Annotated in this window: 9 protein-coding genes and 2 pseudogenes; 4 read left to right on the plus strand and 7 right to left on the minus strand. The window is 69.3% G+C overall.

Features of this window, described 5'->3' with window-relative positions; all coding sequences use genetic code 11:
• Positions 1 to 139: 139 nt before the first annotated feature.
• Positions 140 to 913, minus strand: a complete 774-nt coding sequence (locus tag AC3WLE_RS09315; RefSeq protein WP_492317209.1) for a helix-turn-helix domain-containing protein — start codon at positions 911 to 913, stop codon at positions 140 to 142.
• Positions 897 to 1,235 (minus strand): annotated as a pseudogene (locus tag AC3WLE_RS09320) (EamA family transporter); the annotation flags it as partial. The gene AC3WLE_RS09315 and the pseudogene AC3WLE_RS09320, both read right to left, overlap by 17 nt.
• On the opposite strand from AC3WLE_RS09320, the gene AC3WLE_RS09325 reads away from it, so the two are divergent.
• Positions 1,136 to 2,116 (plus strand): Bug family tripartite tricarboxylate transporter substrate binding protein, encoded by a 981-nt coding sequence (locus AC3WLE_RS09325; RefSeq protein WP_492357091.1) that lies wholly within the window; start codon positions 1,136 to 1,138, stop codon positions 2,114 to 2,116. The pseudogene AC3WLE_RS09320 and the gene AC3WLE_RS09325 overlap by 100 nt on opposite strands.
• 88 nt (positions 2,117 to 2,204) lie before the next feature.
• On the opposite strand, the pseudogene AC3WLE_RS09330 reads toward AC3WLE_RS09325, so the two are convergent.
• The 3 genes and pseudogenes from AC3WLE_RS09330 to AC3WLE_RS09340 form a co-directional block, all read right to left on the minus strand.
• Positions 2,205 to 2,495: pseudogene (locus AC3WLE_RS09330) on the minus strand (carboxymuconolactone decarboxylase family protein); the annotation flags it as partial.
• Positions 2,496 to 2,677: 182 nt separating this feature from the next.
• Positions 2,678 to 3,451, minus strand: a complete 774-nt coding sequence (locus AC3WLE_RS09335; RefSeq protein ID WP_492317209.1) for a helix-turn-helix domain-containing protein — start codon at positions 3,449 to 3,451, stop codon at positions 2,678 to 2,680.
• Positions 3,435 to 4,358 (minus strand): DMT family transporter, encoded by a 924-nt coding sequence (locus AC3WLE_RS09340; RefSeq protein WP_492357090.1) that lies wholly within the window; start codon positions 4,356 to 4,358, stop codon positions 3,435 to 3,437. Before AC3WLE_RS09340 ends, AC3WLE_RS09335 begins: the two co-directional genes overlap by 17 nt.
• A 198-nt stretch (positions 4,359 to 4,556) precedes the next feature.
• On the opposite strand from AC3WLE_RS09340, the gene AC3WLE_RS09345 reads away from it, so the two are divergent.
• Both AC3WLE_RS09345 and AC3WLE_RS09350 read left to right on the plus strand, forming a co-directional pair.
• A complete protein-coding gene (locus AC3WLE_RS09345; RefSeq protein WP_492317432.1) occupies positions 4,557 to 6,146 on the plus strand; it encodes a DUF1800 domain-containing protein in 1,590 nt (529 codons plus the stop codon).
• A gap of 13 nt (positions 6,147 to 6,159) precedes the next feature.
• Positions 6,160 to 7,482 (plus strand): DUF1501 domain-containing protein, encoded by a 1,323-nt coding sequence (locus AC3WLE_RS09350; RefSeq protein WP_492363569.1) that lies wholly within the window; start codon positions 6,160 to 6,162, stop codon positions 7,480 to 7,482.
• A 29-nt stretch (positions 7,483 to 7,511) separates the two neighbouring features.
• On the opposite strand, the gene AC3WLE_RS09355 is transcribed toward AC3WLE_RS09350, so the two are convergent.
• Positions 7,512 to 10,091, minus strand: coding sequence for a penicillin-binding protein 1A (locus AC3WLE_RS09355; RefSeq protein WP_492363570.1), 2,580 nt, complete (start codon positions 10,089 to 10,091; stop codon positions 7,512 to 7,514).
• Between the two features lie 310 nt (positions 10,092 to 10,401).
• On the opposite strand from AC3WLE_RS09355, the gene AC3WLE_RS09360 reads away from it, so the two are divergent.
• On the plus strand, positions 10,402 to 11,472 hold the full coding sequence (locus tag AC3WLE_RS09360) for a porin (RefSeq protein ID WP_492317213.1): 1,071 nt from the start codon (positions 10,402 to 10,404) through the stop codon (positions 11,470 to 11,472).
• 823 nt (positions 11,473 to 12,295) lie between these two features.
• On the opposite strand, the gene AC3WLE_RS09365 is transcribed toward AC3WLE_RS09360, so the two are convergent.
• Positions 12,296 to 12,781 (minus strand): DM13 domain-containing protein, encoded by a 486-nt coding sequence (locus tag AC3WLE_RS09365; RefSeq protein WP_492357423.1) that lies wholly within the window; start codon positions 12,779 to 12,781, stop codon positions 12,296 to 12,298.
• Positions 12,782 to 12,900 lie beyond the last annotated feature (119 nt).

Below are 12,900 nucleotides of genomic sequence, written 5' to 3' on the forward strand. Positions count from 1 at the left end.
TAGCATTTCCGACTCCGCGCAGACCCGCGCAGCTCCGTCGGCCATGATGCTCTGCGTCGCATCTCTGCCCCATACTTACTGTGCGCCGGCGGCATCAGCCGCGTCGGCGCGAAGCCGGCCCGCGCGCAACGAACGGGCGTCAGTCGGGATGGACGCGTGCGGCCGCGCGCCACGCCCCGGGCGGCTGCCCGAAACGCCGCGTGAAGCTGCGCGTGAAGGTGGTCTGGTCCGGGTAGCCTGACGCCAGCGCGACCTCGGCCAGCGGCAGCGCGGATTGCGTCAGCAGCTGCAGCGCGCGGTCCAGCCGCAGCCGGGTCTGGTAGCGGTGCGGGGTATCGCCGAAGGCCTCGGCAAACAGGGTCTGGAAGCGCCGCACGCTCCAGCCGAAATGCCCGGCGACTTCCGCCGCGCGCAGGGGCGCGGCCAGGTTGGCGCGCAGGTAGGCATCCACGGCCATCAGCGGGAATACCTGCTCGTCGCCGGGCATGCCGAGGCAGTCCGCCAGCGCCGCGGCCAGCGTGGCCGCCAGTTGCCAGTCGGTCTGCGGCCCGCGCGCTGCCGCGGCGGCGCGCCACGCCGACAGCGCGCGCACGCGGCTGCCGAAGGCGCCGTCCAGCGGGAACGTGCGCGGGCGCGCCATCAGCCGCGCGGGCAGCGCCACCGAGCGCGCCGGGAAGTCCGCCACCAGCTGCAGGTTGCCGTCCAAGCCCAGGAATTCATGATGGCTGCCGGCCGGCACGATCAGGCCGCTGCGGTCGTCCACGCGATAGACGTGGCCGTCGATCTCCAGCTCGGTGGCGCCGGCCAGGCCGAACAGCAACTGGTGGTAGCCGTGCTGGTGGCCGTCCGGCTGCGGGCGGTAGCGCCGGTGCTCGACCAGCGGCGAGGCGTGGGGTTCAGCGGGCTTCGGCATGCCGCAACCTGCCACGGGTCTGGCACAGCCAGACGCCCGCGCCGGCCACCGCCATGCCCAGCGCCTGCACCGCATCCAGCCGTTCGCCGAACAGCAGCCAGGCCTGCAGCGCGGCCAGCGGCGGCGCCAGGAACATCAGCGCCGCGGCATTGGCGGCCTGGCCGCGCCGCACCAGGCTGACCAGCAGCCAGGTGCCGGCGCCCGACAGGCCGATCGCCGCCCATGCCAGCCCGGCCCACAGCGCCACGCCGCCATGCCAGTGCAGCGGCGCGTCGGCGGCCTGGATCGCCACCATCGCGGCGGCTACCAGCATGGCGCCCAGGCATCGCGGCGCAGGCGCCGGGCTCTTCCAACGACAGCACCGCGCGTGCATTCGCGGAGTTTTTCTCCACCAGGCTGAAGGTGCCGGTGGTGGTGGAAAACAAGCCCGGCGGCATCGGCATGATTGCCGCCGAGGCGGTGGCGCGCGCCAAGCCAGACGGGAGCACGCTGCTGTGCACCTTGCACAGCCAGCTGGCGCAGGCGCCAGTGTTGCTGAAAAAGCCGCCCATCGATCCGTCGCGCGACCTCACGCCGGTGGCGTCGATCAGTACCGGCGTCGGCGTGATGGTGGCGACCAAGGGGCTGCCGGCCAACACCTTCAAGGAATTGCTCGCCCTCGCGCACAAGCGGCCGGTCAGCGTCGGCAACTACGGCATCGGCTCGGGCTGGCAGCTGATGGTGGCCCAGCTGAAGAAGCTGACCGGAGCGCAGTTCGACATCATCAACTACAAGGGCACCGGTGCCATGATCGGCGACCTGCTGGCTGGCCATATCGATATCGGCGCCGGATCGCTGCTCGGGATGTCCGGCGGGCTGGCTTCCGGCGGATTGAAGCCGTTGCTGCTGATCTCCGGGTTGCGGAGCGCGAAATTGCCCGGGATACCGACGTGGGCGGACGAGGGCATATCCGACCCGGTCTTTGCCAACCTGGCCGAATGCAATATGCTGCTGGGCCCCGCGGGGCTGCCAGCCGGCATCGTCAACAGCCTGGCCACGCTGGTGCGGCAGTCGGTCACGGAATCGGAGGCGGTCAGGAATGTGCGGGAGCAGCTTGGCAGCCAGGACACGCCATTGACCGGCGAAGCCCTGCAGCGCTTCATCGCGCGCACGTGGCCGACCTACCAGGCCATGACCAGGACGGTAGGGCTCAAAATGGAATGAGTAGGCTGCGAACCGCAGCGAAGTGGTGATGTCGTGCCTCAAAAAGGGAAACGCGCCTTAAGGCGCGCTTCTCAACTGCCTTGACCCCTCATCCGAGGGACGACAAGCACCAGTCTTTCGCGGCCAGTGCGGATTCGGGGGCGCGCCGGAAGCTGATGGCGAGCCGGTTATAGGCGTTCATCAGGCTGATAGCCATCGTGAGGTCAGCGAGCTCTTTCTCATTGAACGCCGCGGCCGCGACTTGGAATTCCGTCTCGGGCACGTGTGTGTCCGCCACCAGGGTGACCGACTCGGCCCATGCGAGTGCGGCCTTTTCACGGTGAGTGAACAACGGCCCCGCTTCACGCCAGGCTTGCACGAGCGCAAGCTTCTCGGGCGTATTGAAACTGTTGTGCCCATGCGGTAGCGAATGTCCTGCTCATTAGCATTTCCGACTCCGCGCAGACCCGCGCAGCTCCGTCGGCCATGATGCTCTGCGTCGCATCTCTGCCCCATACTTACTGTGCGCCGGCGGCATCAGCCGCGTCGGCGCGAAGCCGGCCCGCGCGCAACGAACGGGCGTCAGTCGGGATGGACGCGTGCGGCCGCGCGCCACGCCCCGGGCGGCTGCCCGAAACGCCGCGTGAAGCTGCGCGTGAAGGTGGTCTGGTCCGGGTAGCCTGACGCCAGCGCGACCTCGGCCAGCGGCAGCGCGGATTGCGTCAGCAGCTGCAGCGCGCGGTCCAGCCGCAGCCGGGTCTGGTAGCGGTGCGGGGTATCGCCGAAGGCCTCGGCAAACAGGGTCTGGAAGCGCCGCACGCTCCAGCCGAAATGCCCGGCGACTTCCGCCGCGCGCAGGGGCGCGGCCAGGTTGGCGCGCAGGTAGGCATCCACGGCCATCAGCGGGAATACCTGCTCGTCGCCGGGCATGCCGAGGCAGTCCGCCAGCGCCGCGGCCAGCGTGGCCGCCAGTTGCCAGTCGGTCTGCGGCCCGCGCGCTGCCGCGGCGGCGCGCCACGCCGACAGCGCGCGCACGCGGCTGCCGAAGGCGCCGTCCAGCGGGAACGTGCGCGGGCGCGCCATCAGCCGCGCGGGCAGCGCCACCGAGCGCGCCGGGAAGTCCGCCACCAGCTGCAGGTTGCCGTCCAAGCCCAGGAATTCATGATGGCTGCCGGCCGGCACGATCAGGCCGCTGCGGTCGTCCACGCGATAGACGTGGCCGTCGATCTCCAGCTCGGTGGCGCCGGCCAGGCCGAACAGCAACTGGTGGTAGCCGTGCTGGTGGCCGTCCGGCTGCGGGCGGTAGCGCCGGTGCTCGACCAGCGGCGAGGCGTGGGGTTCAGCGGGCTTCGGCATGCCGCAACCTGCCACGGGTCTGGCACAGCCAGACGCCCGCGCCGGCCACCGCCATGCCCAGCGCCTGCACCGCATCCAGCCGTTCGCCGAACAGCAGCCAGGCCTGCAGCGCGGCCAGCGGCGGCGCCAGGAACATCAGCGCCGCGGCATTGGCGGCCTGGCCGCGCCGCACCAGGCTGACCAGCAGCCAGGTGCCGGCGCCCGACAGGCCGATCGCCGCCCATGCCAGCCCGGCCCACAGCGCCACGCCGCCATGCCAGTGCAGCGGCGCGTCGGCGGCCTGGATCGCCACCATCGCGGCGGCTACCAGCATGGCGCCCAGGTTCTGCCAGGCGGAACTGGCGCGCAGGTCACAGGCGGCGATGACGGATTTCTGCAAGAGGGTTCCCATGGTGATGGAGACAATGGCCAGCACGCCCAGCAGCACGATCCAGGGCGACAGCGCCGGCGCGGCCGGGTGCATGCCGGCCTGCATCGCCGGGGCGACCACCAGCGCGACGCCGAGCGCACCCAGCGCCAGGCCCTGCCACGTCCGCCTGGAAGGTAGCTCCTTCAGCAGGGGAATGGCAAGCAGCGCGGTCAGCAGCGGCTGCAGCGCGCCCAGCAGGGCCATGATCGCCGGCGGCAGGCCCCTGGCCACGGCGCCGTAGCCGGCGCACAGGTAGATGCCCTGCATCAGCGCGCCGGCCAGCAGGTGGCGCGGCGCCTCGCGCAGCGGCGGCCAGGCCGCGCGCGCGGCCAGCGACCAGGCCACGAACATCAGCGCCGCCACGGCAAAGCGGCCCAGCAGGAACAGGCTGGTATCGGCCAGCGGCACGATGGCCTTGCCGACGATAAAGCCGGTGGACCAGATCAGGACAAAGGCAACGGTGGGCAGCCAGGCGGCAGCGGACAGGGGGCGCGACATGCAAGCAGGCGTTTCCGCCGGGGGCGGGATCGGAGGGACAGAGCGCGAGGCTAGCCAGGCAGCGCGCCGCTGTCTTGGCAAATCCGGCAATCGGCATGCTGAAAGCATTGGTAACACTCCGGCGGCGCCTCCGGGTCAACCAATGTGCGCTTGCCACGTAACATAGTGATGTTGATCGAACAGGGCGAGGAGCAAGGCATGAATCCGGCGCAGCATTCGAGACAATCCGGCCCGGGCCGGCTCGCCGCCTGGCGGGCCGCCGCGGCACTGGCACTGGCAGCGTGCCTGGCCGCCTGCGCACAGGTGCCGGCCGAGGCTGGCGGCAGCACCGCCGCCACCGACCTGCGCTGGCTCAACACCGTCACCTACGGCGCTGACCAGGCCACCCTTGGCCACCTGCGCCGGCTGGGCCGCAAGGGCTTCCTCGACCGGCAACTGACGCTGCCGCTGGCCGATCCGCCCGAACTGGCGGCTGCCATCGCAGCCTTGCCCAACCTGCAGGCCGATGCCGCCGCGCAGATCCAGGCCGCACGCGACGCGCGCCAGCGCATCGACGCATTGCCCGACGACGACCGCAAGCAGCAGGCCCGCCAGGCGCTGAACGCGCAGGGCCGCGAGATCGTGGCCGATGCCGCGCGGCGCCACCTGCTGCGCGCGCTGTATTCTCCGGCGCAGCTGCGCGAGCAGATGACGTGGTTCTGGATGAACCATTTCAACGTCTACTCGGGCAAGGGCCAGGTCCGGCTGCTGCTGGCCGACTACGAAGAGCGCGCCATCCGCCCGCACGCGCTGGGCCGCTTCCGCGACCTGCTGATGGCCAGCGTGACCGGGCCGGCCATGCTGGTCTACCTCGACAACGCCCAGAGCAGCGCCAACCGCATCAACGAGAACTACGCGCGCGAGCTGATGGAGCTGCATACCATGGGCGTATCGGGCGGCCCCAGCGGCTCCCGCTACACCCAGCAGGACGTGCAGGAGCTGGCGCGCGTGCTGACCGGCGTGGGCGTCAACCTGCGCGGCACGCCGCCGCCGCGGCTGCCGCCGGCGCGCGCGGGGCTGTACCGCAGCGAGGGCTTGTTCGAATTCAACCCCGCGCGCCATGACTTCGGTGCGAAGACGCTGCTGGGCCAGCGCATCGAGCCGGCCGGTTTCGACGAGGTGGCGCGCGCAGTGTCGATCCTGGCGCGCGAGCCGGCCACCGCGCGCTTTATCAGCGCCAAGCTGGCCGCCTATTTCATCGCCGACAACCCGCCGCCGGCGCTGGTCGAGCGCATGGCGCAGACCTTCACGCGCACCGATGGCGATATCGCCGCAGTGCTGCGCACCTTGTTCCTCGCGCCGGAACTGGACCGGCAACTGGCGGCGCCCACGCGCAAGTTCAAGGATCCGATGGTCTATGTGGTGTCGTCGATGCGGCTCGCCTATGAAGGCCGTCCCGTAACCAACCTGCGCCCCGTGATGAACTGGCTGAACCAGCTCGGCGAGCCGCTCTACGGCCACGTGGCGCCGGACGGCTACCCGTCGTCGGAAAGCGCGTGGGCCAGCTCGGGCCAGATGGTGCGGCGCTTCGAGATCGCGCGCGCGATCGGCTCGGGGCCGGCGGGATTGTTTGCCGGCGATGGCGCGAGGCCGAGCGGCGCGCGCTTCCCGATGATCGGCAACAAGCTGTACTTCGACACCATCGAAGCCACCCTTGGCCCCGCCACGCGCGCCGCGCTGGCGCAGGCGGAATCGCAGGCCGAATGGAATACCGTGCTGCTCGGTTCACCCGAGTGGATGCAGCGCTGACAGGGAGCAGACCATGCAACGCCGACAATGGCTGAAAACAATGGGCGGCGCCACGCTGGGGCTGGCGCTGCCCGCCATCGCCTCGCGTGTCTATGCGCTGCCGGCGCAGGCCGATGCGCGCTTCCTGCTGGTGTTCCTGCGCGGCGGCTATGACGCCGCCAGCGTGCTGGTGCCGGCGGGCAGCGACTTCTACTATGCCGCGCGGCCCAATATCGCCATCCGCCGCCCGCCCGCGGCCGGTACGGACGCTGACCCCAACGCGGCAGTGGCGCTGGCGCCGGCTTTTGCCGCCGACAGCGCCGCGCGCGGCATCGGCGACTGGGCGCTGCACCCGGCATTGGCCGCGACCATGCTGCCGTTGTGGCAGCGCGGCCAGTTGGCCTTCGTGCCGTTCGCCGGCACGCACGACCTGTCGCGCAGCCACTTCAAGACCCAGGACGGGATCGAGGCCGGTTTGCCCGGCGAAGGCGAGGACCGCAAGTCCGTGGCCTCGCTGCGCGGCAGCGGCTTCCTGAACCGCCTGGCGCAGGCCATGGGCGGGCAGGCCGCGCCCGTGGCCTTCACCGACGGCTTGCCGATGGTGCTGTCCGGTCCGCGCGACGTGCCCAATGTCTCGCTCAAGGGCAGCGGCCGCACCCCGTTCGATGCGCGCCAGGCGAAGCTGCTGGCGCAGATGTACCGTGGCACGCGTTTCGAATCGCTGATCGATGAAGGCTTCGAGCTGCGCGAAACGGTGGCGCGCCAGGCGCAGCCGCAGCCCGGCAGGTCAGGCAGTGACGCCGGCACCATGGCCGCGCGCATGCAGGAAATGCAGGCCGCCAACCGCCGCTCGCTCAGCGCGCGTGGTTTCGAGGTCGAGGCCCGGCGCATGGCGGGCTTGATGCGTGAGCGCTTCAACCTGGGCTTTATCGACGTGGGCGGCTGGGACACCCACGTCAACCAGGGCGGCGCGCAGGGGCAACTGGCCGGCCTGCTCGACAACCTCGGCCGCGGCCTGTCTGCTTTCGCTGCCGAGATGGGTCCTGTATGGGACAAGACCACCGTGGTGGTGCTGTCCGAGTTCGGCCGCACCTTCCGCGAGAACGGCACGCGCGGCACCGACCACGGCCACGGCACGGTTTACTGGGCCGCGGGCGGTGCGGTGCGCGGGGGCCGCATCGCCGGTGAGCAGGTGGCGGTAGAACAGGCCACGCTCAACCAGAACCGCGACTGGCCGGTGCGCAATGAGTACCGGGCGGTGCTGGGCGGGGTCTTCCGCAGGCTGTACGGGCTGGATGAGGCGCGGCTGGCGCAGGTGTTTCCGGGGGTGCGGGGGCGGGATATCGGGTTGGTGTAGCCCCCGCGCCGCGCTCTCCGGAGGGGCGTTCAGTTGCTGCGGTTGGCTGGGGTGATGACGGTTGGCGCGAGGGGCGTGATGGGCGCTGGGGGCGCAGGCGGTGCGGGCGGATTTGCGGAAGCCGGGGAGGCAGGGGCGGCGTTAGGCGCTGGTTCGGCCTGAGGGGGTGGCGCAACCGGAGCGCTGCCCGCGCTCATGTCCTGCGGCACCGCAATCACCGTCTCCCCCCGGTCCAGCGCCAGGCTGGGCTCATCCGGGCCGGCATCCGCCGCGGCAGACGATGCCGCACCGGCCGGCGGTGCGGCATCAGCCTCCGGCGCGGGCAGCGCCGGCCGACGCGGTGCCGGGCGCGGCGCCGGAGTCTCGCTGGCCTTGTCGCGTGTGAACAGCTGGCTGAACCAGCCGCGCAGCTGCGTTCCCAGCGATGCGAACAGGCTGGTCTCTTCGTGCTCGGCAAAGCGCGCGCGGCCGTCGACGATGCGCGAGCGCAGCGCGCGCTGGTAGAAGTCGCCCACCATCGGCAGCGCGCTGTGCGCGCCCTGGCCCCAGTAGTCGCTGCGCAGCGTGACGCGGCTGTCGTTGAAGCCGACCCAGGCGCCCGCCACCAGCTCCGGATGCATCAGGATGAACCAGCCGTCGGCATTGTCCTGGGTGGTGCCGGTCTTGCCGGCCACGTCGGCGCGGATGCCGAAGCGCGAGCGGATGCTGGCGCCGGTGCCGCGGTCGATCACGTCGCGCATCACGTCGAGCAGGGTTTGCGTGGTGGCGGCGGGCAGCGCGTGCTCGGCGCGCGCCGGCCGGAACACCTGCAGCACATTGCCCTGGCGGTCTTCGATGCGCGTCACCATGGTGGGCGCGATATAGTCGCCGGCGTTGGCGATGGTGCCGTAGGCGGCCACCATCTCCTTGAGCGTGACCGGGCTGGTGCCCAGCGCCAGCGACGGCACCACGTCGAGCTGGCTGTCGCGCACGCCCATGTCGCGCGCCAGCCGCGCCACGCGCGTCGGCCCCACTTCGTGCATCAGCTGCGCGGTGATGGTGTTGCGCGAATAGACCAGGCCGTCGCGCAGCGTCATGGCGCGGCCGGTGGGGCGGCCTTCATCGGTGGGGCGCCAGACCTCGCCGCCGGCCAGTTCGATTTCCACCGGCTGGTCCACCAGCGTGTCGTCGGGGGTCTTGCCTTCTTCAAAGGCCGCGCCGTAGACAAAGGGCTTGAAGGTCGAGCCCGGCTGGCGGCGCGCCTGCTGCACGTGGTCGAACGCGTCCTGGGTGTAGTCGCGGCTGCCGACCCAGGCGCGGATCTCGCCGTTGCGCGGATCGATGGCCAGGAAGCCCGCCTGGATGCGCGTCTTCTGCTGGTGCAGCGCGCGCATGAAGGCATGGTCGGACATCAGATGGCGCAGCGCCTCTTCCGGCGCGGTGCCGGCGGCGATGGCGGCACGGTACTCCGGGGTCTCGCGCACGAAGGCCTGCACCAGCGGCAGGTTGGCGGCCCAGCCCGCGCGCGGCGCCCAGGCCGCGTTGGCGATGGCCTGCAGCCGGTTGCCCTGCTGCACCACGGCCTGCGTGGCCATGGCCTGCAGGCGCGCGTCGATGGTGGTATGCACCACCAGGCCGTCGGCGTAGATGTCGTAGCCATTGCGGTCGGCCCAGCCGATCAGCCACTTGCGCAGCTGTTGCGCGAAATGCGGCGCGGGGCCGGGCGGCTCGGTCTGGCGCTCGAAGTCGATGCGCAGCGGGCGCTTCTTCAGCTGCTCGTAGCGCGCCGCATCCAGCTTGCCGCGCTTGACCATCTGGCCCAGCACGATATTGCGCCGGTCGAGCGCGCGCTCGGGGTTGAGCACCGGGTTGTAGTAGCTGTTGCCCTTGAGCATGCCGATCAGCGTGGCGCTCTGCAGCACGTCGAGCGAGCGCGCCGGGCGGTCGAAGTAGGTGCGCGCCGCCATCTCGATGCCGAACGCGTTGTACAGGAACGGCACCGTGTTGAGATAGGTCTCGAGGATCTCGTCCTTGGTATAGAGCGCCTCGATCTTGAGCGCGGTGATGGCTTCCTTGAGCTTGCGCGTCAACGTGGGCGCGCGGCCGATTTCATCGGGATACAGGTTGCGCGCCAGCTGCTGGGTGATGGTGGACCCGCCCTGGCGGTCGCCGGAGAAGGTATGCACCGCGGCCGAGGCCAGCCGGCGCCAGTCCAGCCCATGGTGCTGGTAGAAGCGGTGGTCTTCGGTGGAGATCAGCGCAGCCACCACATTGGGTGAAATCTGCGACAGCGGCACCCAGTCGCGGTTGGCCCACTTGAACACCGCCAGTTCCTTGCCGTCGGCGGACAGCACCTGGGCCGGCTGCTCGGACTTGGCCTTGCGGATATCGCTGATGCCCGGCGTGAACGGGATCAGGACCAGCACATAGAGCAGGAGGGCCGCGGGGATGGCGGCCAGGCCCACCAGCACGCCGCGCCGCGTGGGGCGCAGCGACCCGGGCCGGGTCAGGCCGGCGCGTGCAAGGCGCGCGGCCATGCCTGACAGGCGTTGCTGGAGGGGGGCAGGCAATGAAGCCTGCAGCGAGGCGAGCAGCGGGGCAAGCCGGGTCTTGATCTCAGCCAGCCTCATGAGGCGAAGCGGTCGAGGCACAGGCACATGGCGGCACGGAGCACTGGCATTACCGTCGTCGGAAAAGCATGCATCCTACCAAAACGTTCCCCTTGGTTACAGGGAAAACCCCCATTCGAGGGTTATCCGCCACTTGTTGCTGCGAAGCAAGGGTCACAAAGCTTTCATATTGCGCCACGACAATGCCGGAGCCGCACTTTGTGCGGACGATGCGCCGTTGCCGGGTTGCCCGGCGGACCGGGTTGGCCTTGCCGACCCGGCCTGGGTCCGGCGCGGTGTCGTGCCTCAAACAGAACACAGAGAAATCACAGTGAAGAAAGCTCTCCTTGCAATGACGGCAGCAGCGGCCGCGTCGGCCGTATCCGGGGTGGCGTCGGCCCAGTCCGCGTCGAACGTGACGCTCTACGGCATCGTCGATGCCGGCGTCGAAGTGATCAGCCACGTGCCGGGCAGCAACGGCGCCCAGGGTACGGCAACGCGCCTGAACTCCGGCAACCTGTCCGGCTCGCGCTGGGGCCTGCGCGGCACCGAAGACCTGGGCGGCGGCCTGAAGGGTATTTTCGTGCTGGAGAGCGGGTTCGACATCGATACCGGCACCTCGGGCCAGGGCAACCGCCTGTTCGGGCGCCAGGCCTACGTCGGCCTGCAGGGCGGCTGGGGCGCGGTCACGCTGGGCCGCCAGCAGAACGCGCTGTACGACCTGTTCGGCGCCTTCGACCCGATGGGCGTGGGCCCGCGCTACTCGCTGAACAGCGTTGACTCGGCCTTCAACGGCCGTGCCGACAATGCCATCAAGTACACCGGCAAGTTCGGCGGCCTGACCGCCACCGGCTTCTACAGCTTCGGCCGCGACAACAACGGCGAAGTCGCGGGCGAGCCCAAGGTCGCGCGCAACTTCGGCGGCGGCCTGTCGTACGCCGCGGGCGGCTTCTCGGTCGGCGCTGCCTACGACCAGTACCAGGGCGCCACCGTGGCGCTGCAGGACCGTGCCGCCAAGCGCGCCGCGGTGGGTACGGCCTATGCCTTCGGCGGCGCCAAGGTGTTTGCCGGCTATCGCTGGCTGAAGGACGACGGCGTGTCGAGCGCCAGCGCTGCTTCGACCCGCAGCAATGTGTACTGGGCTGGCGCGCAGTACCGCTTCACGCCTGCCTTCCAGCTGACCGGCGCGGCCTACTACAACGACACGCGCAATAGCGATGCCGATCCGTGGATGTTCGTGCTGTCGGCGGACTACTCGCTGTCCAAGCGTACGGATGTGTACCTGAATGTTGGGTACTCGAAGAACAAGTCGGGGTCGGCGCTGGGGCTGAATGGGGTTGGTACGGTGGTGGCTGGTGAGAACCAGACCGGTGCTACCGTTGGTCTGCGTCATCGCTTCTGAGCGTAACTGTCTGATGCCCGCCTGGCAGGTTGTGATGCCTGCATGGGTGGGCGATTAACTGTCATATCGACACCTGCGGATTGCATTGCGGGGTTCGTTGGGCCGGTTGGTTTGATCGGCCCTTTTTTCTCTGGTCCCCGCCCTTGGTTGCGGCGTGTTTCTATTGTTGCCATGCGGTCGGTTGTCGCCCTTGGCGGGCGTGGCTGTTTCGCCGGCGTAGCCGGCGAGTCACTTTTTGTCCGAGCGACAAAAAGTAACCAAAAAACGCGTCGCCTATGCGGCTGGCAATAAATTTCACGGTGTTGGTGGTTCGCACGGTGGTGGTTGCCGTTCGGCGTGGGTGCCCGTTCGACCCTGCTACGCCATGTGAGTGTGAGCCAGTGCCTCCGTTAACCCACTATTGAACAATCCCCATGCAGGGCGTAGGCCGCCTGCTGCCAGCCGCATCGCGGGGACGCCTACGGCTGCTGCGCAGGCTCAAAATGCGTTGACGGTCATTGGGCGCTTGCGCGGTGCGCAGCCGAAGGCGTTGATGCGATATCGCTCGAGAGCGCGGGCCACCGCCCGACTTGGGGATCGTTCAAAAGCCGGTTATCGCAGGCACTGGCACACACTCACATGGCGTAGCAGGGTCGAACCGCGACCACATCCAAACGGCAAGCACCGCCGCCCATATGACCGACGCCGCGTAATTGATTGCCAGCCGCATAGGCGACGCGTTTCTTGCCTACTTCTTGTCGCTTGGACAAGAAGTAGGTCGCCGGCTACGCCGGCGAAACAGCCCACGCCCGCCAAGAGCGACAAGCCGGTCGTATGGCGATGACTACCGATACCTTGCCGCCCCAATAAACTGCCCAAACCTCTCACACCAGATCACCACCGCCCCATACCGCGCCGGATCCACGCCAGCCGGCAACGCCACGGTGAAGTTGCCAAAGGTCTTCAGCTCACCAACCTGCAGCGACCGATCCTTGATCCGAAGGAAGGCCTCCTTGTTATCGACAAACTCCGGCGCCAGGTAGATCCGATAATCCGGCCCCGGCGCAACGCTGCCTTCAAAGGCAAGCGCCTGCGGCGAAACATGGAGCCGGCCGCTGACCCAGTGCAGCGCGTCGCTGCCCGCCAAGTCCTTGCGGAATGTGCCGGTGTAGCGCGACTGTTGTGACACAGCCTGCACTTGCTCCGCACTGGCGCCAGCCTGTTCTGTCAGGATCGGCAAGACATAGATGCCCGCAGCAAAGCCCACGGCCAGCGCGGCAAGGTGGGTCAGCACAAGGATGGCGGACTTGCGGAGCGGGTTGGCCGGCATGTTTTTCTCCCGAAGGCATGAGGATGCGGGTATGTCGTCGCCGGAGCCGGATCCTGACAGATCTGTGGTGCCTTAGCACATTCGCAACGGTTTCACCAATCCAACACACGGAAGTGGTT

It is taken from the genome of Cupriavidus sp. FW306-1B-F12B (genome assembly GCF_058781795.1).